We start from the raw sequence: 20,120 nt of genomic DNA on the forward strand, positions 1-20,120 counted from the left end.
GGGCCCCTGGGGACGCGGCGTACGCTGGTCCGACGGGGCCGATGCGAGGTTTCGGCCCCTGCTTTGTTACTGTTCCACCGCACTCGTCCGGGTGGCGGAATAGGCAGACGCGCTAGCTTGAGGTGCTAGTGCCCGTATTAGGGCGTGGGGGTTCAAGTCCCCCCTCGGACACTGGAAGGGCCCCGGCTCCACGGGGCCTTTTCTTCATTTCGGAGCTCCCTGGTCACGCTTGCTGGCCAAGGTCCCTGGCCAGGGGTCGTTCGCCCCTGGCCCCGGCCCGGACGCGCGGGCACCGTGGACGGATGAGCCCGCAACCCGACAGCCGCACGAAGGCCGAGCAGGCGATGGCCGACCTGACCAACGTCCTGACCAGGACCACCGACCACCGGGTCCTCAACGTCCAGTGCCGGCACGCCCACCACCTCGCGGCCGTCTACGACACCCGGGCCGGGCTGGTCTACCAGGCCCCGACCGGGCCGCACGCCCACGGCTCCAAGGACTTCGTCGACACCGCGCACGACGGTGGCGGCCCCGGGCACACCTTCACCGACCTGCTCGAGCCCGGTCCCCTGGTCGTCGACGAGGTCCCGGCCTGGTGCGACTGCGGGCACTGGTCGCTCTCGCGCCAGGACCTCCTGGCCCGCACCCGCGACGGGGGCGGCACGGTCCACCTCCCCTGAGCCGAGCGGCGTACCCCGGCACCGCCCGGGTCGTTGAGCCCCACGTGCCCCGCTCACGCCTGCTCGCCCTGCTCACCGTCCCTGCGCTGCTGGGCCTGGGCGCGACCGCGCCCGCCACCGCGAGCGCGGACGACCCCGCACCCGGCTCCCCCGCCTACGTGCAGCGCGACCTCCAGAACGTCGCCGACGCCTACGGCCGGATCCACGGCGAGGGCGGCCAGCTGCGCAACCCCGCCTACCTGCCGGCCCTCGTCACCCAGAGCAGCCTGACCAGCGTCGCGCAGCTGCTGACCCAGGTCGCCGAACCGACCCGCCCCGCACTCACCGCCGGCAACCTGGTGCCCGGCTGGGACGTCGGCAACCCGCTGCGCGCCTCCTGGTCGGAGACCCGGGGCCGCTCGCAGCGCGTCGCGTTCACCAACCGGTACGGCGCCCTGCTGCGCGGCACCGTGTGGGCGCCCGCCTGGCGCGCCCGCGACCCCTACACCGGCCGCCGCCTGCGGGGCCCGTTCCCCGGCGTGGTGATCACCCCGGGCTCGGTGCAGGGCTCCGAGGGCATGTACGAGTGGCTCGGCCAGGACCTGGCCGAGCGCGGCTACGTCGTGCTGAGCTACGACGTGCAGGGCCAGGGCAGCAGCGAGACGTTCCCGCACCCCGAGGGGTCGGTGTTCCCGTTCTGCGACCCCACCGCCGACCCGCTCCCCGGGGAGGTGACCGGCGAGATGACCGGCTGCCCGGGCGTCCCGTTCCAGCAGCAGGCCAACTTCGAGGTGGGCACCCGCGACGCGCTGTCCTTCCTGCTCTCCACCCCGCGGCGGCCCTACGCCAACCCCGGCAGCCAGGGTGCTCGCGTGGACGCCGCCAACCCCTTCCACCGGCTGCTGGACCGCCGCCGCGACCGACGCCCCTTCACCCCCGGTCGCGACCGCCGGATCGCGGTCATCGGCCACTCGCTCGGGGCCGCGGCGGTGTCGCAGGTGCAGGCCGTGGACCGGCGGGTGGCCACCGTGGTGGCCCTCGACAAGCTCGGCTCCACCTCCGGCGACGACGAGGTGACCCCGGTGGTGCCGGCGCTAGGGATCCAGTCGGAGTACGGCTTCGCCGTCTCCCCGTGGCTGCTCTCGGGCGGCAGCTCGATCTCCCCCCAGCCGTCCCCCGAGGGGCCCGACCCGGCCCGCGAGCGGGCGACCGGCTGGGACGCCTGGGACGCGGCGGGCGTCGACTCGATGATGCTGGTCCCCCGTGCCTCGACCCACCTGGAGTACACCGACATCCCGCTGGTGCTGCCGGCCAGCCGGTGGGGCCAGGCGCTGACCAGCGTCACCGTGCAGCGCTGGCTGGACCGCTACCTCAAGCACCGGGGCGGACCGAGGGCGCTGCTGCGTCCGCGCGTCGACTACCTCGAGCCCACCGGCGGCGGCACCTGGACGCCGGTGCGGCTGCGACGCGACGAGCACCTCAGCTTCTACTACTGCTCCGCCTACCGGCTCGACGCCGCCCGGCGCACCCTGCGCGACGGCGACCTGACCGACGTCGGCTGCTGAGCCTGAGTCACGCCGAAGCGCCCTCAGCGACCGCCAGCCGCAGCGCCCGCAGGTAGCCGGCGAACCCGTCGGGGGCCCGGCCCCGCTCGCGCGCCGACGTCACGACCGGGCGGCCCTGGCGCACCGTGGAGGCTCCCCGCTCCAGCAGCGCCCGGACCAGGGCGACGTCCTCGCCGGTGCTGAGGTCGCCGAAGCCGCCGACCTCGAGGTACGCCGACAGGCGCACCCCGAGGTTGGCGCCGTGCACGTGCAGGTGGCCGCTGCGGTGCCGCTCGTGCCAGGCGGCCAGGACCGGTGCGTCCAGCCCGTCGGGGTCGGGCAGCACGGGGCCGACCAGCAGGTCGTGGCCGCCCTCGGCGGCGGCCAGGTGGTCGGCCAGCCAGGACGTCGGCACCTGGGTGTCGGCATCGGTCGTGGCCACCCAGACCCGGTCGGGCCGGGCCGGCAGCCCCCGGGTGGCCGCCTCGACGCCCAGGGCGCGCGCCGTGCCGACGCACCGGGCGGCCGTGGTCACGACCCGCACGCCGTGGGTCGCGGCCACCTCGGCGCTGGCGTCGGTGCAGGCGTCGAGCACCACGACGACCTCCAGGCGCGGCGCGAGCGCTGACCCTTCGCGCAGCGCCTCGGCCGACGCGGCCACCGAGGCCAGGCAGGCACCCAGCACCTCCTGCTCGTCGTGGACGGGGACGACCACCACGAACGACTCGACGCCGCTCACGCGGCCGGGTCCGGCATCCGGCTGGGAGGCCCGAGCAGCAGCAGCTCGACGTCGCGGTCCTGGTACTGCGCGATCCGGCTCCACCCGGGCAGGGCCTCGAACGCGCGGTGCACGGCGGCGCCGTCGAGCGGCCACCCCTGCACCGGGTGCCGCCAGTGGGCCAGCAGCACCACACCGTCGCGGGTCAGCCCGTGGGCGACCTGCCGGACCAGGGAGTCGAGGTCGACGGGGCTCAGGAAGTAGCCGACCTCGCTGACCACCACCACGTCGTACCGACCGTCCGGCCAGTCCTCGGGCAGCAGCCGCTGCTGCACCTCGACGTGCGGCAGGTCGTCGTTGCGTCGCCGGGCCGCCGCGACCGCGGCCGGGCTGGAGTCGACGGCGAGCACCTCCTCGCAGCGCCCGGCCAGCTCCCGGGTCAGCACGCCGGTCGAGCACCCGACCTCGAGCACGCGTCCGTGGCGCCGGTCGGGCAGCATCGCCAGCGCGAGGGCGCGCTTGCGCTCCTCGTACCAGCGGGTGTCGGCGCCCCAGGGCTCCTCCACCTCGCGGTGCAGGGCGTCGAGCGTCTCGTCGCGCGCGGGGGCCTCGACGAAGACCTCCTGCTCGCCCAGGAAGTGCGCGAGCATGCCGGTCAGCAGCAGGGTCTCGTCGCCGGGCGCCTCCGAGAGCGGGCGGACCTGCGTGGTGTGGCAGTGCACCGCCTCGCGCTTGGCCGTGCACGCGGCCGGGTCGAGCGGCAGCCGGCGCAGGTCGACCCACGGGGCGTCCTGCGGCTGTGCGCGGTGCCAGAACCAGATCGGGTACTCCAGCAGCCGGGCCCCGGTACGCCGGGCGGCCGCGGCGCAGATCCGGCCCGCCGCGTCGTGGTCTGGGTGCCCGTCGTGGCGCCAGGGGCCCACGAGCAGGGTGCGACTGCCGTCGCCGATCAGGGTCGCGAGGCGCTCGGTCCAGCGGGCCTCGTCGTCGGCGACGGCCCCGTCGGCCGAGCCCCAGCAGGTCAGCGCCACCTGCTCGGCGGCCCCGCCGAGCGCGAGCACCGCCGCGCGCGACTCCTCGAGCCGGAGCGCGGCCAGCCGCTCCCTCGAGTGCGTGGGCGAGGCGGGGTGGCTGCGCTCCCCGGCGGTCAGGAGCACCACCTCGATCTCAGGACGCTGCTCGTCGGGCAGGACCAGCAGCCGCGTCATCAGGCCGGCGGCACCCAGGGACTCGTCGTCGGGGTGGGCGGCCACGACCACGACCCGCTCGAGCCGACGCCCGTCGCGGGCGCTGAGCTCGAGCAGCGGCAGCGCGGACCACCGCCGGTCCTCGTGCCAGGCGCTCGCCGGGGTGCCCGGCGAGTCGTGCCGGAAGGCCGCCGTCACCGCGACCACCAGGCTCCGTGCTCGTCGCTGCCGCGCCCCAGCGCGGCCAGGTCGCGCTCGGCGTGGTGCTGGCGCAGGTAGAGGCGCAGGTCGGCCAGCCCGGCGGCGTACGCCGCGTCGCCGACCTGGGGCCCGGGACCCAGGGCGTGCTCGCAGGAGGCCAGCACCCCCTCGGCCGCCGCGGCCACCACCGAGCGCACCCGGGTGGCCAGCGCAGCGGCCTCGTCGCCGGACACGGTGCCGGCGTCGACCAGCGCGGCGGCCTCGGCCAGCGTCGCCCGGGCCGCGGTGAGGTGCTGGTCGACCAGGCCGAGGTGCAGGTGCCCCACCTGGTCGAGCGGACGGCCGGCGGGCCGCGCGAGGCGGCGGGCCAGCCCCACCGCGCCGCCGTACCAGACGGCCGCGACGCCGATGCCTCCCCAGGCGAAGCCGTCGCGGCGCAGGTACCAACCAGGGCCGCCGACCGGCGTGGCGCCGGCGCCGTCGACCTCGATGGCGGTGCTGACGATGTCGGGGAGCCCCCGCGGCACCCAGGAGCCGTCGGCGCCGGCGGTCCGCACGCCCGGGCCGCGCAGGTCGAGGGCGAAGAGGCCGCGCGTCTCGTCGTCGACCCAGGCCGTGACGAGCGCGTGGCTCAGGTGCGCGGCCAGCGAGCACCACGGCTTGGTGCCCTCCAGCACCCAGCCCTCGCCCGCGGGGCGGGCGGTCAGGCGCGCCCCCGGGCCCTCGGCGGCGAAGACCCCCCAGGTGCTGCCCGTCGGGGCGCCGGAGCCGGCCTCGTCGTGGATCGCCAGGGCGTCGAGGTGGGGCTCGACGGCGCGCGCGAGCTGGAGGTCGTGGGCCCCCAGGGTGGCGAGGAGCTCCCACAGGCCGCGGGTCGAGCCGCCGGCCGGGCGTGGGGCCGCAGGTCCGAGCTCGGCCGCGAGCTCGAGGTGGCCGACGAGGTCACCGCGCTTGAGGGTGCCGAGCGCGTCGCACACATGCTGCTGCCACGGCTCGTGCGGGGCGACGGCGTGCGGGGCCAGCGGCACCCAGGGGTCCATGCAGTGCTCTCCTCGTCGTGCCGGACGTGCGCCGCCGGCCCGGCCCTGTCGGGAACAGCTGCGTAAGTGCTCCGTACGGGCGCCGGGCCCGCGACACCTGTCTCTTGACCCTAGACCGGCAGCGTCAAACGTCCTGGCGCGTCTTTCACCCTTAGGAGTGGAGGAGGTCCCGCCGGTAGTCTCGTGCGGTGCCTGTTCCCTTCCGCGTCGGCTTCGTCACCGGCGCCACCCCCGACAAGTGGGCGCGCACCTGGCGCGACCGCTCGCGCGACCCCCTCGAGCTCGTGCCCGTGGAGGAGGACCAGCAGGAGCGGCTGGTCCGCTCCGGCGAGGTCGACGTGGTGCTGGCCCGGCTGCCCGTCGACCGCGACGGTCTGCACTGCATCAAGCTCTACGAGGAGCGCGTGGTCGCGGTCGTCGGCCACGAGCACGTCGCGACCGTCGTCGAGGAGGTCGGCACCGAGGACCTGGCCGACGAGCAGCTCGTCGCGCCGCACGTCTCCGGCTGGACGCCCCGCGCCCCGCAGCTCGACTGGCCGCCGATGAGCACCAAGGAGGCCGTCGAGACGGTGGCCGCCGGCACCGGGGTGCTGCTGGTGCCGATGTCGGTCGCCCGGCTGCACCAGCGCAAGGACGTCACCTACCGCCCCGTGCACGACCTCGAGGGCACCACGGTGGGCCTGGTGTGGCGCACCGACAACGAGGACCCGCGGGTGCAGACCTTCATCGGCATCGTGCGCGGGCGCACCGCGAACTCGTCGCGGGGCTGACCACCCCTCCAGCCCCCCAGCCCCCACCAACGGCTACCAGGAGGTCGCCAGCGGACGGCCCTCGGTGTAGCCGGCGGCCGACTGCACGCCCACCACGGCGCGCTCGTGCAGCTCCTCCAGCGACGAGGCGCCCGCGTAGGTGCAGGCCGAGCGCACCCCCGAGCAGATCTCGTCGACCAGGTCCTCGACCCCGGGGCGCTGCGGGTCGAGGTACATCCGCGAGGACGAGATGCCCTCCTCGTAGAGACCCTTGCGGGCCCGGTCGTACGCCGACTCCCCCGACGTCCGGTTCGCGACGGCGCGCGCCGAGGCCATGCCGAAGGACACCTTGTAGGAGCGGCCGCCGTCCTCGACCAGGTCGCCCGGCGACTCGTGGGTGCCGGCGAACCACGAGCCGATCATCACGCTCGAGGCGCCGGCGGCCAGGGCCAGGGCGACGTCGCGGGGGTGGCGCACCCCGCCGTCGGCCCACACGTGCCCGCCGGCCTCGCGGGCGGTCGCGGCGCACTCCAGGACCGCCGAGAACTGGGGGCGCCCGACGCCGGTCATCATCCGGGTCGTGCACATCGCACCCGGCCCGACACCGACCTTGACGATGTCGGCGCCGGCGGCGAGCAGGGCCCGGGTGCCGCCCGCGTCGACGACGTTGCCGGCCACGACCGGGACCTGCGGGTCGAGCGCGCGGACGGCGCGCAGCGCCTCGATCATCCGGTCCTGGTGGCCGTGGGCGGTGTCGACCACCAGGGTGTCGACGCCGGCGGAGAGCAGGTGCTCGGCCTTGGCGCCGACGTCGCCGTTGACGCCGACGGCGGCCGCGACGCGCAGCCCGCCCCGCTCGTCGACCGCCGGGGTGTAGAGGGTGGCCCGCAGGGCCCCCGCCCGGGTAAGCACCCCGGTGAGGGTGCCGTCGGGCGCCACCGCCACCGCGAGCGGCGCCCGCGCGGCGTCGATGGCGTCGAAGGCGGTGCGCGGGTCGGTGTCGTCGCTGATCGTCACCGGCGTGCGGGTCATCACCTGGTGCACCTGGGCGAACCGGTCGACGTCGGTGCAGTCCTGCACCGACACCACCCCGACCGGCCGGCCCTCGTCGACCACGACGGCGGCCCGGTGGGCCCGCTTGGGCATCAGGGAGAGGGCCTCGGCGACCGTCTGGTGCGGTGCGAGCTCGATCGGGGTGTCGAGGACCAGGTGCCGGCTCTTGACGAACGCCACCACCTCCTTGACCACGGGGGCGGGGATGTCCTGCGGCACCACGACCATGCCGCCGCGGCGCGCGACGGTCTCGGCCATCCGGCGCCCGGCGATCGCCGTCATGTTGGCCACCACGACCGGGATGGTCGCGCCGGTGCCGTCGCTGGTCGCGAGGTCGACGTCGTAGCGGCTGGCCACCGAGGAGTGCCCCGGCACCATGAACACGTCGTCGTAGGTCAGCTCGTGCGGCGGGGCCGCGTCGTTGAGGAAGCGCACGGTGGCGACCCTACGGCGCCGCGCCGGGCGGTGGGCCAGCAACCGTTCTGGCTCCCGGTCGCGGGAGAGGCGGACGGACCTCGTCGTTCAGCTCGGTTGTTCCACCGACTGGCCGCCCAGGGCTCCTAGCGCCAACCGGTGCCTCCCGCAGCCCACGCGCTGCACCCAGCCGTACGAAGGGGCCGATGACGGGAACGAGCAGCAGCGGCCGCGGCAGGTGAGGGATCAAGAACGGCTCTGGCCGGGGTGGCCACGCGCTATCGCGTCCCTGACTGCTTCCGTCGCCCCAGCTCACGAGCTGCCCGGACGGAGTACCAGCCCAGCATGGGCAGAACGACAAAGGACGCCGCAAGAGCGTTGGCCAAGGGTGAGGCCACCCGTCCTGCCGCGAAGAAGATGAAGATGCCCGCCGGAACGACGAGCAATCCCCACCTGGGGGGTTGCGACTCGGTGTCGTTCTTCTCGATCGCCACCAACATCCCGCACACCAGTCCACTCGCGTAGAGGAACGCAGGAAAGGCGAGTGCCACGAGGGTCGGCACCTCTCCCCACAGCGCCCAGGCCGCTATGGCAGCGGTCGGCAGGGCAATCAGGGGCGGAGCGGCAAAGACCCGTCGGCGAAGCAGCTTCTCATCCACCTGAGACAGGTTCATCTGTTCCTTCGCATCGGACTGCGGGTGTCGAAACATGCCGCTGTCGTGCTGAAGCATCGGGGCATGCATTCGCCTGTCCGCAGTGGCGCGAGCGAAGCGGCAGATCAGCGCGCGCCGACGCGCACGATACGTGGCGACCATCGTCGGCGGCACCACGGTCGCCCGCAGCTACGTCCGGGGCCGCGCACGTTGATGGCCACGAGCGTGACGCGTCCTGGCTGGGGAGACCGAACGGCGCTGACCTCGCCGGGTCGAGCGGGCGCGACGCACGAGGTCCAGTCGGTCCTCCAGGCTCAGAGGGTGCGGCCGAACATCTGCGCGGTCTCCCGCGCGGTCGGCGCGCCGGCGTCCGGGTCGGCGCCGAGCGCGACCAGGGCCTCCACCACCGCCTGCTCGTCCTTGAAGACGGCCCCGGCCAGCGGCGACTGGCCGCGGTCGTTGAGGGCGTCGACGTCGGCACCGCGCTCGGCCAGGCCCCGCACGACCGCCGCGTGGCCGTGGTACGCCGCGAGCATCAGCAGGGTGTTGCCCTGCGCGTCGGTGAGGTCGACCGGCACGCCCGCGTCGACGTACGCGAGCAGCCGCTCCGCGTGCCCGAGCCGGGCGAGGTCGAGGAGCTGGTGCGCCAGGCCGGTCAGCTCGTCGAGCCGGTCGGGCGTCGGGGCGTCGGAGGGGCTCGTCTGCTCGTCCACTCCCCCATGCTCGCAGCCGGAGGCCCACCCCGGCGGGTCGGCGTCCCTAGGGTGGGGTCATGGCGTGGACGGAGAGCGGCGACCCCGACCAGGTGCACCGGCGCCTGGTCCGGCACTTCCAGGACCGCTTCGGGGCGGCCCCCGACGTGGTGGGGCGGGCCCCCGGGCGGGTGAATCTGATGGGCGAGCACACCGACTACAACGCCGGCCTGGTGCTCCCCGTCGCGCTCCCGCACGCCACGTTCGCGGCGGTGCGTCGCCGCGACGACGACGTCGTGCGCGTCGCCAGCCTCCAGCAGGACAGCGGCTGGGAGGGCACCCTCGCCGGGTGCGGCCCCGGCGGCGCGCAGGGCTGGGCGGCGTACGCCGTCGGGGTGCTGTGGGCGCTGGGCACCGGAGCCGGGGAGCCGCTGGAGGTGCCCGGCGTGGACGTGCTCGTCGACTCGACCGTGCCGGTCGGGGCGGGGCTGTCGAGCTCGGCGGCGCTGGAGTGCGCGGTGGGCACCGCGGTGGTGGCGCTGCTCGGCCACGACCTCGACACCCACCGGGAGCGGCTGGTGCGCGCAGCCGTACGGGCCGAGACCGAGGTGGTCGGCGCGCCCACCGGCGGCATGGACCAGACGGTGGCGATGCTCGCCGAGGCGGGTGCGGCGCTGCTGGTCGACTTCGCCGACGGCTCCTCACGTGCGGTCGACCTGGGGCTGGCGGCCAGCGGGCTGCGGCTGCTGGTCACCGACACCCGGGTCTCCCACGCGCTGGTCGACGGCGGCTACGGCGAGCGTCGGGCCGACTGCGAGGAGGCCGCCCGCCGCCTGGAGGTCCCGACCCTGCGCGAGGCCGACGCCGGGCAGGTGGACTCGCTCGACGACGACCGGCTGCGCCGCCGTGCGCGCCACGTGACCACCGAGATCGAGCGCGTGCGCCGCACCGTCGAGGCGTTCGCCGACGACGACCACGCGGCGCTCGGGCGGCTCCTCCTGGCCTCGCACGTCTCGATGCGTGACGACTTCGAGATCTCCTGCCCCGAGCTCGACACCGCCGTGGAGACCGCGGTGGAGGCGGGGGCCGTGGGTGCCCGGATGACCGGTGGCGGGTTCGGTGGCTCCGCCGTGGCCCTGATGCCGGCCGAGCGGGTCGAGGCGGTGGCCCGCGCGATCGACCTCCGGTTCGTGCGCGACGGCTTCACGGCGCCGGCCCACCTGCTGGCCGAGCCCGGGCCGGGCGCGTCGGTCCGGCGCGTGGGCGACTAGGTCGAGGAGATCCCGATCCGGCCCTCGCGGAACGCCTCGACGAACAGCGCGTGGTCGGCGCGCACCCGCTCGGCGTACGCGGTGGCGAAGTCGGTGACCCAGGCGACGAGCTCGTCGCGCCGCTCCCCCACGCTGGCGACCACGGCCTCCTCGACCTGGAAGTCGACCAGGTCCTGGTCGCTGTCCTCGTCGGAGGCGCAGTGCACCTTGGCGGTGGCGCGGCCCAGCAGCTCGACCACCTCGGCCATCTGCTCGGGCTCGGTGATGCCCGACCAGTCGAGGTCGACCTCGTACGGCGAGACCTCGGCGACCACGTAGCCGACACCGTCGATGGCGGCGTAGCCCAGCAACGGGTCGGTGTGCACCTGCAGGGCGCGCTGGCTGACGGCGGTGCGGTGCCCCTCGTGCTCGAAGTAGTCGTCGACCTCGGTCGTGTCGACGAAGCGGCTCACGGCCGGCACGTTGGCCTGCTTCATGGACAGCACGACGTCGTTGTCGAGGGCCTGGCTGTGGCCCTCGATCAGCAGGTTGTAGGCCGGCAGCCCGGCGCTGCCGATGCCGAAGCCGGACTTGCCGACGACGTCGTGGAGGTCGTAGAAGACGTCGCGCGGCGAGCGGCGCTCGTCGGGGATCGTCTCGAGGTAGTCGCGGTAGGCCTGCACCACCTTCTCGTGCTCGGCGTCGCCGAGCCGGCGCACGCTGGGGTCGTCGCGGAAGGTCCGGTGCTCGCCGTCCCCGCGCGTGGTGTTGGCCGCCAGCAGGTCCGTGCGGCGCTGCTCGCGGGCCTCCAGCAGCATGTCGTGGACAGGACCCGAGGTGTTGTGCAGGTAGAGCGCGAAGTCGTCGGCGGCCTCGACGTAGTGGTCGACCTGGTCGAGGTAGGCCCGCAGGTAGCGCTCGACCAGGTCGCGCACGTCCTGCTCGGGCAGCGCCTTCTGCCAGCCCACGAGCGCCAGCGACGCGGCGAAGCGCTGCAGGTCCCAGGTGAAGCGGCCCAGGTAGGCCTCGTCGAAGTCGTTGACGTCGAAGACGAAGCGGCCGTCGGAGTTGAGGTAGGTGCCGAAGTTCTCGACGTGCAGGTCGCCGTGGATCCAGATCCGTCCGCTGCGCTCGTCGGCGAAGTCCTCGCTCCAGACCTGCGAGCCCGCCGACCCGCCGGTGGCCCCGGTGACGTCGGCGTAGAACAGGCAGGCCGTGCCGCGGTAGAACGAGTGCGGGTCGGCCGCCATCTTGCGGTACTTGCCGCGGAACGCGGCGGGGTCGGCCTCCATCAGGTCGGCGAAGGCGGCGCCGAGCACCTCGATGATCGTGTCGGTGCGGTCCTGGTCGTCCATGCCGGCCACTGTGCCAGCGGCGCGGCCCGCGCAGGCCACCCGTCCGAGCTACCTGCTGCGCCTTGGCCGAGCAACCCGGCTGAGTACCCGGGCCCAGCGCAGATGCGTACGCCGACGGGTCCGCCGCCCCCGGGCGCCGGGCGAGGGTGGACCCATGAGCCAACCCACCCAGAACAAGACCACCAGCGCCTTCTACGCCCAGGCCGGCATCTCCTTCGGCCTGGCCCTGCTCGCCATGGTCGTCGCGGTGCTGTACCTGCCCGTCGACCCCTGGATGCGCGCCTTCCTGGCCCTCGGCACCCTCTACCTGACCACCTCGGCCTTCACCCTGGCCAAGTGCGTGCGCGACGCCCAGGAGACCTCCTCGGTCGTCAGCCGGCTCGACCAGGCGCGCGTCGACAAGATCCTGGCCGACCACGACCCCTTCCGCTCCGTCTCCTGAGGCGTGCTTGACTGCCCGGGCACCCGATCGACGTCGACGAGAGGACCTGCCCATGAGCTCCACCGACGAGCAGCGCACCAGCACGATCGCCACCGCCGGGGAGGTCGGACGCCGCGTCCTCGGCACGCTGCACAGCGGCCTGCGTCTCGGCGGGCGGGCCCTGGAGCGGGCGCGGCCGTGGGTCGAGCGGGGCCTGTCGCTCTCCCCGGGCACCCGGGCGGACCGGCCGGCTGAGCGCTCGTCCGAGCACCCGGTGGCGTCCGCCACGCCCGAGGTGACGCCGGCCGACGTGGCGGCCCGGGTCGCGCCCCGCCCCGAGGTGGGCTCGGCCGCCGCCGCGCCCCGTACGCCGCGCTCGGCGCCGGGCGACCGGCTCCCCCCGCGGCGTCCCGGCCCGGCCCCGGAGCCGGTGCGCCCCGCCGACTCCTGAGGCCCCTCACCCCTGGGTGCGGGGCCACCGTCCGCACCGGGTGGTTCACTCTGGGGGTCACGCCGCGGCCGCTCGGTCGCCGGCACCCCATCCCCAGGAGGACACCCCCGTGCCCACCCCGCTCTCCAAGATCCCCGTGGTCGGCCCCGTCGCCGAGGTGGCGACCGACCTCGCCGTCGGCGTCGCCAAGCTCCCCGCCGCCGCTGCGGACAAGGCAGCCACCCAGGTGCGCTCCGGCGTCACCCTGGGGCGGCTCGCCGTCGAGGGCACCGCACGCAGCCTGGTCGGCAAGGTGACCGGCCGCTCCGGCGCGCCCGAGGCGCCGGCCAAGGCGCCCACGCCGGCGCCTGCCCCGGCAGCCCCGGTCACGGAGACGGTCACCGAGACGAGCACCGAGCCGGTCACCGACATCGATGCCGGTGCCGCCGACGTCGAGGTCGACGTGACCCCGGCCGACGTCGCGGCGTTCGCCGGCAAGAAGAGCCCGGCCAGGAAGCCGGCTGCGAAGAAGGCGACCGCCAAGAAGACGGCGGTGAAGAAGGCGGCTCCCAAGAAGGCAGCGGCCAAGAAGCCGGCGCCGACGAAGACCGCCGACCAGGTCCCGCTCAAGTCCGAGCCGACCCCGTCCTCGGCGGCCCCGCCGGAGCCCGAGGGCCCCGAGCAGCTCGAGCTGCCCGCCGACGCGGGCACCGAGCCGCTGGTCGACACCGCGACCGCCAAGCAGGTCGCCTCGGAGTCCGAGACCCTGCAGCAGGCCAGCGACAGCTGAGCCACGACCACGACGAACGGCCCGGGACCCACCACGGTGGGTCCCGGGCCGTCGTACGTCTCCGGGCTACTTCAGCTCGGCGCTGCTGAGCCCCAGCACCCGCCGCGCGACGATCAGCTGCTGGATCTGCTGGGTGCCCTCGAAGATGTCGAGGATCTTGGAGTCGCGCGACCACTTCTCGAGCAGCTCGACCTCGCTGTAGCCCAGGGTACCGGCCAGCTCGACGCAGGAGAGGGTGATGTCGGAGCCGACGCGCCCGGCCTTCGCCTTGGCCATCGAGGCCTCCAGCGAGTTCGGCTCGCGGTTGTCGGCCATCCAGGCCGCCTGCAGCGTCAGCAGGCGGGCGGCCTCCCAGTCGGCCTCCATCTGCAGGAACTTCGCTGCGGCAGCCGACTGGGTCAGCGCGGGACGGTCGTAGTCGATGACCACCCCGGCCTGCTCGAGCAGGTCGCGGGTCAGGTCGAGCGAGGCCTTGGCGCAGCCGATGGCCATCGCGGCCACGAGCGGGCGGGTGTTGTCGAAGGTCGCCATCGCGCCGGCGAAGCCCTGCTTGACGTCGACCTCCGGGGAGCCGAGCAGGTTCTCCTTCGGCACCCGGCAGTCCTCGAAGATGATCGTGGCGGTGTCGGAGGCCTTGATGCCGAGCTTGTGCTCGAGCCGGTCGACGCGCATGCCCGGCGTGCCCTTGGGCACCACGAACGACTTGATCGCCGCGCGACCCAGGTCGCGGTCGAGGGTGGCCCACACGACGATGGCGTCGGCACGGTCGCCGCTGGTGACGTAGATCTTCTCGCCGTTGATGACGTACTCGTCGCCGTCGAGGACCGCGGTGGTCGAGATGTTGGCGGAGTCCGAGCCGGTGCCCGGCTCGGTGATCGCCATCCCGGCCCACACGCCGTCGAAGCGCTCGGCCTGCTCGTCGTCGGCCACCGAGGCGATGGCGGAGTTGCCCAGCCCCTGGCGCGGCATCGAGAGCAGCAGGCCGACGTCGCCCCAGCACATCTCGGCGATCGAGAGCACCGAGGCCAGGTTGGCGCCGTTCTTCGAGCCCGCCTGCTTCTCCTCGGGCTTCTCGTCGCGGCGTACGCCGGCGGCGCCGGCACCCTCCGCGGCCCCGGACTCCGAGAGCCCGTCGATCATCGAGGCGAGCATGTCGAGCTCGGTGGGGTAGGCGTGCTCGGCCTTGTCGTACTTGCGCGAGATGGGGCGCAGCATGTTCATCGCGACCTGGTGGGCCTGGTCGCGCAGCGGGCGGAACTTCTTGGGGTCGTCCAGATTGATCATGGTGTGGTTGTCCTCAGACGAGGACGGCTCCTTCCATCACGCCGACGGCCCGCAGGTCGCGGTACCACCGCTCGACCGGGTGCTCCTTGACGAAGCCGTGACCACCGAGCAGCTGGACGCCGTCGAGGCCGATCCGCATGCCCTTCTCGGCGCACAGCCGGCGCGCGAGCGCCACCTCGCGGGAGAAGTCCTTGCCGGCGGCGGCGCGGCCGGCGGCCTTGTAGGTCAGCAGGCGCATGGCCTGCAGCTCGATCGCGATGTCGGCGACCATGAAGGCCACCGACTGGCGGTGCGCCACGGGCTCGCCGAAGGCGTGGCGCTCCTTGACGTAGGGGGTCACGTAGTCGAGCACCGACTGGCCGGTGCCGACCGCGAGGGCGCACCAGGCCAGGCGCGAGAGCCGCACGCACTCGGCGTACGTCGAGCCGTCGGTCTCGCCGAGGACCGCGTCGGCGGGCAGGGTGACGCCCTCGAGGCGCAGGCGGGCCATCGAGGCGGCCCGCACGCCCATGCCGGGGTCGGACTCGACGCTCAGGCCGGGGGTCGAGGACTCCACCAGGAACAGCACCGGGCTGCCCTCGAGGACGGCGCCCACGACGAAGAGCTCGGCCTCGGCGGCGCGCACGACGGCGCTCTTGAGCCCGTCGAGGACGAAGCCGTCGGGCGTGCGCCGGGCGGTGGTGCTGGGCGAGAGGGCGTCGAAGAGGACGGCGGGCTCGCTGATCGCCAGCGCGGCCGCCGGCACCTCGTCGCCGGTGAAGGCGGGCAGGTAGGTCTGCTGCTGGGCCTCGGTGCCCCACAGGCCCAGGGCGGTGGCGACCGCACCCGGGGCGAGGGCGGCCACGGCCAGGCCCATGTCGCCGCGGGAGAGCGCCTCGGCGACCAGGGTGCCGGCGACGGCCGAGCGCTCCTCGGAGATGCCGCCGAGCGACTCGGGCACGCCGAGGATCGGCAGCCCGATGTCGAGGCTGGCCTTGAGGACGGGCTCGGGGGCGGCGCACGCCTCGTCGGCCTCCGCGGCGGCGGGGCGCACCACCTCGGCGGCGTACTCGCCCACGACGTCGACGAGCATCTGCTCGTCCTCGCTGGGCGTCAGGTCGAAGACGCCCTTCGGCGCCGCGGCCGGCACCCGGACGCCGGCCTTCTGCCGGCTGCCCGCGCGGGTGAAGGCGCGGTTGGCGCTGGTGGCGGCCTGGAAGCCGGTGCGGGTGACGGTGAAGACCGCCTGCTCGGCCTGCTTGCGCAGGCCCACGCGGTCGAGGAGGTCGCTCTGGGCGAGCTTGCCGAGGGCGGCGACGGCGTAGCCGATGGGGTCGCGCACCTCGGTGTCCGCCAGCCCGTGCCTTCCCCCGGGGCGCAGCCGCGCCGGGAGGCTCTTGGTCAGGTCCATGACGTCAATGTAACTGTGAGTTACACATTGCGCTACAGGTGGGTGCGTGGTCCGGGTCACAGCGCAGCGTTGGTTTAGCGGGCGCCGTGGGGCTCTCCTAGGATCGCGGGCATGCCCGCACCGCCAGAGCAGCCCGAGCACGCGCCGTACGGCCCCCTCCCCGAGGGCGGCACGGTCCGCCCGATCACCCGCTGGGGCACCCCGGTCATGCACCGCCCCCAGGAGCCGGTCACGACGTACGACGACGAGCTGCGCGCCCTGGTCGCCGACATGGTCGCCACCATGTACGCCGCCGACGGGGTCGGCCTGGCCGCCTGCCAGATCGGCGTCGACCGGGCCGTCTTCGTCTTCGACTGCCCCGACGAGTCGGGCGAGCGCACCGTCGGCGTGGTCTGCAACCCCGAGCTCGAGCTCCCGGAGGGCAAGGAGCGCCACCTCGACGACTCCGACGAGGGCTGCCTGTCCTACCCCGGCGCCTTCGTGCCCTGCGCCCGCCCCGACACCGCGACCGTGCACGGCACCGGGCTCGACGGCGAACCGGTCACCTTCACCGGCGACGGCCTGCTGGCCCGCTGCCTGCAGCACGAGACCGACCACACCCGCGGCACGGTCTTCGGCGACCGCCTGGCCACCAAGCAGCGCAAGAAGCTCGCCAAGGAGCACGACCGAGCCGTCGAGGAGTACCCGGAGGGCTGGCCCGCCGAGTGAGGGTCTCCTGGCCGGGTGCATGAGTCCCCGGTCAGCCGGGGATTCATGCACTTAGTGGGTGTTGCAACACCTGACAAGTGCATGAGTCACCGGTCGGCCGGGGACTCATGCAGGGCCGCTAAGCACCCCTCGCCGGGAAGGCGGTCCCGCCGTCGGCGGCCAGCGCCGCGGCGACCACGCGCAGGTGCTCCACGCGCAGGTCATCGGGCAGCGGCGGCAGCACGTCGTCCCAGAACGCGAGCATCGCGCCGCGACCCTGCATCATCCCGGCGGGGCGCGCCAGCGCCCACAGGTGGAAGTGCTCCGAGCCGTCGCCCCAGCGCGCCAGGTGGGTGCGGGCCACGCCCGGCACGGCCTTGACCGCGTTGCTCACCCGTTGCAGCAGCGGGCCCAGGGTGGCGAGCAGCTCGAGCGGCGCGTCCTCGAGCAGCACGTGCTCACGCGGGGCGATCCCGCCCACGAACGGCAGCCCGAAGGGCACGAACCCCGAGCGCACCTGCCACAGGTCGTCGTGCCAGATGGTGTGCTCCGAGGGCCGGCAGTGACCGCACTCGCTGCGGTCGGCCTCGCCCGCCCGCGGCGCCTCGGGCACCAGCATCGGCTCCAACGGGCGCAGCGTGACCTCCTCGAAGCAGGAGAGCCGGTCCTCGACCAGTGGACGGCCCGGGAGCCGCTCGCCGATCGGGAGGGTGCGGTGGTAGGCGGAGTCGGCGGGTCGTTGGTCCATGGGGCGAAAGTAGCCAATAGTCTCCGGGCGTGCTTTACCTTTCTCGGGTCACCGCCGGCGCCGCACTGACCGCCCTCGCCCTGTCGGCCTGCACGGCTGAGGGAGACGGCTCGCCCGCCGCGGCACCGACCGCCACCGTCACGGTGACCACCACGCCCGCCTCCAGCTCGGACGACGGCGACGTCCAGGACGCGATCACGATCGAGTCGATGTCCAGCGGCACCACCTGCTACGACCGCCCCTACCCCGACCTCGCGTGGCTCGACGTCACCTACGAGGTCCTGCGCGACGTCGAGCACCTGGACTTCTCGTTGGTCGACAGCGACGGGGTCCGGTCGATCGGTCCGGCGATCGACCTCCCACCCACCAACTTCGGCGGCACCATCGCCTTCGGCGGCGAGTACGCCTGGCCCGACCGGGCGGAGCTGCGTGAGCAGCGCCAGGTCTCCTGGGCGGGTCGCAACCGCGTCGACTTCTACTCGGCCACCGAGGGGCGGACCGGCCTGCTGATGTTCCACCTGCGCTTCGACGACGACGTGCTCGCCGGCGAGCGGGCCGCCGAGATCGGCACCGTCCGGGCCACGTGGTCGGGCGAGGACGAGCCTGAGGGGCAGGTCGAGGTCCCGGTCGAGCAGACGATCTCGTTCAGGCCGGCCGACTGCCGGTGAGGCTCACCGCCGCGCGGTGACGTAGCAGGCCACCGCGGAGGCGGCGGCGACGTTGAGGGAGTCGATGCCCTCGTGCATCGGGATGACCGCGCGCCGGTCTGCGCTGTCCTGCCAGCGCTCCGAGAGCCCGTGCCCCTCCGAGCCCAGCACCAGCGCGACCTTGTCGAGCCCGGCGACGGCCTCCTCGACCGGTACGGCGTCGTCGGCGAGGGTGAGCGCGACCGTGGTGAAGCCGCGCTCCGAGAGAGAGGGCAGCGCGTCGCGCCACCCGGGCAGGCGGGTCCACGGCAGCGTGAAGACCGCGCCCATGGAGACCTTGATGGCGCGGCGGTAGAGCGGGTCGGCGCAGCGCGGCGCCAGCAGCGCGGCGTCGAAGCCGAGCGCGGCGCCGCTGCGCAGGATCGCGCCCACGTTGGTGTGGTCGACGATGTCCTCGAGCACCAGCACCGAGCGCGCCCCCTCGAGGACGGCGTCGACCGGTGGGAGCCGGCGGCGCTCGAGGGAGGCGAGGGCGCCGCGGTGCACGTGGAAGCCCGTCACCTGCTCGGCGAGGTCCTCGCTCAGCACGAAGCAGGGCGCCTCGGAGCGCTCGAGCACGTCGGCGAGCCCGTCGAGCCAGCGCGGGGCCATCAGGAACGAGCGGGCGGCGTACCCGGACTCGACGGCGCGGCGCACCACCTTCTCGCCCTCGGCCAGGAACAGCCCGTGCTCGGCCTCGAGGTCCTTGCGCAGCTGTACGTCGCGCAGGTCGCGGTAGTCGCGCAGCCGCGGGTCGTCCGGGTCGCTGACCTCCACCAGCTGCGCCACGTCACTCCTCCGCGAAGTCGCCCGGCCGCACCGTCACCGGCTCGGCGTAGTGGCCCGGTCGGGCCACGGCGACCACGTCGCCGACGACGATGATCGCAGGCGCCCGGACCCCCTGCTCGACGATGTCGTGCGCGAGGTCGGCGAGGGTGCTCAGCACCGTGTGCTCCTCGGGCATCGTGCCCTCGACGATCACGGCCACCGGGGTGGAGGGGCGCCGACCACCGGCGATCAGCGTCTCGGCGATCACGGGGGCGTTCTGCACCGCCATCAGCAGCACCACGGTGCCGCGCATCCGCGCCAGCGCCTCCCAGTCGACCAGCGACTGCGGGTGGCCCGGGGGCACGTGACCGGTCACGACGGTGAACTCGTGGGCGACGCCGCGGTGGGTCACCGGGATCCCCACACCGGCGGGCACCGAGATCGCCGACGTCAAGCCGGGGACGACGCTGACCGGGACCCCGGCGGCCCGGCAGGCCAGGATCTCCTCGAAGCCGCGACCGAAGACGAAGTTGTCGCCGCCCTTGAAGCGCACCACCCGCTTGCCCTCGAGCGCCCGCTCGACGATGACCTCGTTGATCGATTCCTGGCTGGCCTGGCGCCCCCGCGGCAGCTTGGCGACGTCGACCAGCTCGACGTGGGCCGGCAGCTCGTCGAGCAGCTCACGAGGAGCCAGCCGGTCGGCCACCACGACGTCGGCGCTGGCCAGGGCGTGCCGGGCGGCGACCGTCGCCAGCTCGGGGTCGCCGGGCCCGCCCCCGACGAGCACCACCCCGGCGGTGCGGTGGTGGGCGTCGCGCACGGTGAGCCGCCCGTCGCGGAGCGCGGTCATCACCTCGTCGCGCACGGCCGCGGAGCGGCGGGGCTCGCGGTTGGCGAGCACCGCGACGGTCACGCCGTCGTGGCGCCCGACCGCGGGCGTCCAGGCGCTCGCCTCGCGGGCGTCGTCGGCGCGCGTGCAGAAGACCCGCTGCGCCTCCGCCTCGGCCAGCACCGCCGCGTTGACCTCGGCGTCGTCGGTGGCCGCGACGACGTACCACGCGCCGTCGACGTCGGTGGGCTCGAAGCGGCGCCGCACCCAGGTGAGCTCGGCGCCCATGCCCTCCAGGGCCGGGGTGACGTCGGGGGCGACGACGACCACGTCGGCGCCGGCGGCGATCAGGGCCGGCACCCGGCGCTGCGCGACCTGTCCCCCGCCCACGACCAGGACCCGCCGTCCGGCGAGGCGCAGGCCGACCGGGTACGGCGGCGGCTCGTGCGCGGTCGCGGCGGTGGTGGGGTCCTCGGGGAGAGCAGCCATGGCCCCATGCTCCCCGGGCGCACCCCCGGGCGGCGCCACTGCCCGGGTGGTGGTCACGGTCCGAGACGTTGGCTACGTTCGGC

General features: G+C 74.5%; 21 protein-coding genes and 1 tRNA gene. 10 read left to right on the forward strand and 12 right to left on the reverse strand.

Going from position 1 to position 20,120, the window contains the following annotated elements; translation table 11 throughout:
* The first annotated feature begins 85 nt into the window (after positions 1 to 85).
* The 3 genes from OCU29_RS13560 to OCU29_RS13570 all read left to right on the forward strand — a co-directional run bounded on the left by OCU29_RS13560 (position 86) and on the right by OCU29_RS13570 (position 2,224).
* A tRNA-Leu gene (locus OCU29_RS13560) sits at positions 86 to 171 on the forward strand.
* A 131-nt stretch (positions 172 to 302) separates the two neighbouring features.
* A complete protein-coding gene (locus tag OCU29_RS13565; RefSeq protein WP_261820332.1) occupies positions 303 to 680 on the forward strand; it encodes a hypothetical protein in 378 nt (125 codons plus the stop codon).
* Between the two features lie 44 nt (positions 681 to 724).
* Positions 725 to 2,224 (forward strand): alpha/beta hydrolase, encoded by a 1,500-nt coding sequence (locus OCU29_RS13570; protein ID WP_261820333.1) that lies wholly within the window; start codon positions 725 to 727, stop codon positions 2,222 to 2,224.
* A 7-nt stretch (positions 2,225 to 2,231) separates the two neighbouring features.
* On the opposite strand, the gene OCU29_RS13575 is transcribed toward OCU29_RS13570, so the two are convergent.
* From OCU29_RS13575 to OCU29_RS13585, 3 genes are read right to left on the reverse strand one after another with little or no spacing between them, the layout of a single operon-like run.
* A complete protein-coding gene (locus OCU29_RS13575; protein ID WP_261820334.1) occupies positions 2,232 to 2,942 on the reverse strand; it encodes a glycosyltransferase family 2 protein in 711 nt (236 codons plus the stop codon).
* Positions 2,939 to 4,315 (reverse strand): bifunctional PIG-L family deacetylase/class I SAM-dependent methyltransferase, encoded by a 1,377-nt coding sequence (locus tag OCU29_RS13580; RefSeq protein WP_261820335.1) that lies wholly within the window; start codon positions 4,313 to 4,315, stop codon positions 2,939 to 2,941. Before OCU29_RS13580 ends, OCU29_RS13575 begins: the two co-directional genes overlap by 4 nt.
* A complete protein-coding gene (locus OCU29_RS13585; protein WP_261820336.1) occupies positions 4,303 to 5,349 on the reverse strand; it encodes an acyl-CoA dehydrogenase in 1,047 nt (348 codons plus the stop codon). The genes OCU29_RS13580 and OCU29_RS13585 overlap by 13 nt, the downstream gene beginning before the upstream one ends.
* 188 nt (positions 5,350 to 5,537) lie before the next feature.
* Here OCU29_RS13585 and OCU29_RS13590 point away from each other — a divergent pair, with 188 nt between their 5' ends.
* Positions 5,538 to 6,119, forward strand: a complete 582-nt coding sequence (locus tag OCU29_RS13590) for a LysR family substrate-binding domain-containing protein (RefSeq protein ID WP_261820337.1) — start codon at positions 5,538 to 5,540, stop codon at positions 6,117 to 6,119.
* Between the two features lie 33 nt (positions 6,120 to 6,152).
* Here the strand turns inward: OCU29_RS13590 and OCU29_RS13595 are convergent, their stop codons facing one another.
* From OCU29_RS13595 to OCU29_RS13605, 3 genes are all read right to left on the reverse strand, one after another.
* Positions 6,153 to 7,586 carry a GuaB1 family IMP dehydrogenase-related protein gene (locus OCU29_RS13595; RefSeq protein WP_179616579.1) on the reverse strand — a complete coding sequence of 478 codons (1,434 nt, stop codon included), beginning with the start codon at positions 7,584 to 7,586 and terminating at the stop codon, positions 6,153 to 6,155.
* Between the two features lie 257 nt (positions 7,587 to 7,843).
* Complete coding sequence (locus OCU29_RS13600; RefSeq protein WP_261820338.1) at positions 7,844 to 8,296, reverse strand: hypothetical protein; 453 nt, start codon at positions 8,294 to 8,296, stop codon at positions 7,844 to 7,846.
* Between the two features lie 236 nt (positions 8,297 to 8,532).
* Positions 8,533 to 8,931: an ankyrin repeat domain-containing protein gene (locus OCU29_RS13605; RefSeq protein ID WP_261820339.1), complete on the reverse strand. Its 399-nt coding sequence runs from the start codon at positions 8,929 to 8,931 to the stop codon at positions 8,533 to 8,535.
* 59 nt (positions 8,932 to 8,990) lie between these two features.
* On the opposite strand from OCU29_RS13605, the gene galK reads away from it, so the two are divergent.
* A complete protein-coding gene (gene galK, locus OCU29_RS13610; RefSeq protein ID WP_261820340.1) occupies positions 8,991 to 10,181 on the forward strand; it encodes a galactokinase in 1,191 nt (396 codons plus the stop codon).
* Here galK and OCU29_RS13615 read toward each other — a convergent pair.
* The gene (locus tag OCU29_RS13615; RefSeq protein WP_261820341.1) at positions 10,178 to 11,515 is read right to left on the reverse strand and encodes a DUF2252 domain-containing protein; all 1,338 of its coding nucleotides are present in this window, start codon (positions 11,513 to 11,515) and stop codon (positions 10,178 to 10,180) included. The two genes, galK and OCU29_RS13615, sit on opposite strands and share 4 nt — an antisense overlap.
* Positions 11,516 to 11,669: 154 nt before the next feature.
* On the opposite strand from OCU29_RS13615, the gene OCU29_RS13620 reads away from it, so the two are divergent.
* The 3 genes from OCU29_RS13620 (at position 11,670) to OCU29_RS13630 (ending at position 13,156) form a co-directional block, all read left to right on the forward strand.
* Positions 11,670 to 11,957, forward strand: coding sequence for a YiaA/YiaB family inner membrane protein (locus tag OCU29_RS13620; RefSeq protein WP_179616584.1), 288 nt, complete (start codon positions 11,670 to 11,672; stop codon positions 11,955 to 11,957).
* A gap of 52 nt (positions 11,958 to 12,009) precedes the next feature.
* The gene (locus tag OCU29_RS13625; protein WP_261820342.1) at positions 12,010 to 12,387 is read left to right on the forward strand and encodes a hypothetical protein; all 378 of its coding nucleotides are present in this window, start codon (positions 12,010 to 12,012) and stop codon (positions 12,385 to 12,387) included.
* 109 nt (positions 12,388 to 12,496) lie between these two features.
* Positions 12,497 to 13,156, forward strand: a complete 660-nt coding sequence (locus tag OCU29_RS13630) for a hypothetical protein (RefSeq protein WP_261820343.1) — start codon at positions 12,497 to 12,499, stop codon at positions 13,154 to 13,156.
* A 66-nt stretch (positions 13,157 to 13,222) separates the two neighbouring features.
* Here the strand turns inward: OCU29_RS13630 and OCU29_RS13635 are convergent, their stop codons facing one another.
* Together OCU29_RS13635 and OCU29_RS13640 are read right to left on the reverse strand one after the other, a co-directional pair.
* Positions 13,223 to 14,440, reverse strand: a complete 1,218-nt coding sequence (locus tag OCU29_RS13635; protein WP_179616587.1) for an acyl-CoA dehydrogenase family protein — start codon at positions 14,438 to 14,440, stop codon at positions 13,223 to 13,225.
* Positions 14,441 to 14,453: 13 nt separating this feature from the next.
* Positions 14,454 to 15,830 carry an acyl-CoA dehydrogenase family protein gene (locus OCU29_RS13640; RefSeq protein ID WP_261820344.1) on the reverse strand — a complete coding sequence of 459 codons (1,377 nt, stop codon included), beginning with the start codon at positions 15,828 to 15,830 and terminating at the stop codon, positions 14,454 to 14,456.
* A gap of 111 nt (positions 15,831 to 15,941) precedes the next feature.
* Here OCU29_RS13640 and def point away from each other — a divergent pair, with 111 nt between their 5' ends.
* Entirely contained in the window at positions 15,942 to 16,538 is a 597-nt protein-coding gene (gene def / locus OCU29_RS13645; RefSeq protein ID WP_179616589.1) for a peptide deformylase, read from the forward strand.
* A 118-nt stretch (positions 16,539 to 16,656) separates the two neighbouring features.
* Here def and OCU29_RS13650 read toward each other — a convergent pair whose 3' ends face one another.
* The gene (locus OCU29_RS13650) at positions 16,657 to 17,265 is read right to left on the reverse strand and encodes a hypothetical protein (protein WP_261820345.1); all 609 of its coding nucleotides are present in this window, start codon (positions 17,263 to 17,265) and stop codon (positions 16,657 to 16,659) included.
* Between the two features lie 29 nt (positions 17,266 to 17,294).
* Here OCU29_RS13650 and OCU29_RS13655 point away from each other — a divergent pair, with 29 nt between their 5' ends.
* Positions 17,295 to 17,933, forward strand: coding sequence for a hypothetical protein (locus tag OCU29_RS13655; RefSeq protein ID WP_261820346.1), 639 nt, complete (start codon positions 17,295 to 17,297; stop codon positions 17,931 to 17,933).
* A gap of 3 nt (positions 17,934 to 17,936) precedes the next feature.
* On the opposite strand, the gene OCU29_RS13660 is transcribed toward OCU29_RS13655, so the two are convergent.
* Positions 17,937 to 18,740, reverse strand: coding sequence for an RNA methyltransferase (locus OCU29_RS13660; protein ID WP_261820347.1), 804 nt, complete (start codon positions 18,738 to 18,740; stop codon positions 17,937 to 17,939).
* Position 18,741: 1 nt separating this feature from the next.
* A complete protein-coding gene (gene cobA / locus OCU29_RS13665; RefSeq protein WP_261820348.1) occupies positions 18,742 to 20,037 on the reverse strand; it encodes a uroporphyrinogen-III C-methyltransferase in 1,296 nt (431 codons plus the stop codon).
* Positions 20,038 to 20,120: the final 83 nt, after the last annotated feature.

It is taken from the genome of Nocardioides sp. OK12, assembly GCF_024341885.1.
Taxonomy (GTDB): domain Bacteria; phylum Actinomycetota; class Actinomycetes; order Propionibacteriales; family Nocardioidaceae; genus Nocardioides; species Nocardioides marinisabuli.

Coding starts and splice junctions, on each gene's coding strand:
- OCU29_RS13565 (WP_261820332.1), top strand. CDS start 303: ATGAGCCCGCAACCCGACAGCCGCACGAAGGCCGAGCAGGCGATGGCC.
- OCU29_RS13585 (WP_261820336.1), bottom strand. CDS start 5,349: ATGGACCCCTGGGTGCCGCTGGCCCCGCACGCCGTCGCCCCGCACGAG.
- OCU29_RS13600 (WP_261820338.1), bottom strand. CDS start 8,296: ATGCTTCAGCACGACAGCGGCATGTTTCGACACCCGCAGTCCGATGCG.
- galK (WP_261820340.1), top strand. CDS start 8,991: ATGGCGTGGACGGAGAGCGGCGACCCCGACCAGGTGCACCGGCGCCTG.
- OCU29_RS13615 (WP_261820341.1), bottom strand. CDS start 11,515: ATGGACGACCAGGACCGCACCGACACGATCATCGAGGTGCTCGGCGCC.
- OCU29_RS13620 (WP_179616584.1), top strand. CDS start 11,670: ATGAGCCAACCCACCCAGAACAAGACCACCAGCGCCTTCTACGCCCAG.
- OCU29_RS13625 (WP_261820342.1), top strand. CDS start 12,010: ATGAGCTCCACCGACGAGCAGCGCACCAGCACGATCGCCACCGCCGGG.
- OCU29_RS13635 (WP_179616587.1), bottom strand. CDS start 14,440: ATGATCAATCTGGACGACCCCAAGAAGTTCCGCCCGCTGCGCGACCAG.
- OCU29_RS13640 (WP_261820344.1), bottom strand. CDS start 15,830: ATGGACCTGACCAAGAGCCTCCCGGCGCGGCTGCGCCCCGGGGGAAGG.
- def (WP_179616589.1), top strand. CDS start 15,942: ATGCCCGCACCGCCAGAGCAGCCCGAGCACGCGCCGTACGGCCCCCTC.
- OCU29_RS13650 (WP_261820345.1), bottom strand. CDS start 17,265: ATGGACCAACGACCCGCCGACTCCGCCTACCACCGCACCCTCCCGATC.
- cobA (WP_261820348.1), bottom strand. CDS start 20,037: ATGGCTGCTCTCCCCGAGGACCCCACCACCGCCGCGACCGCGCACGAG.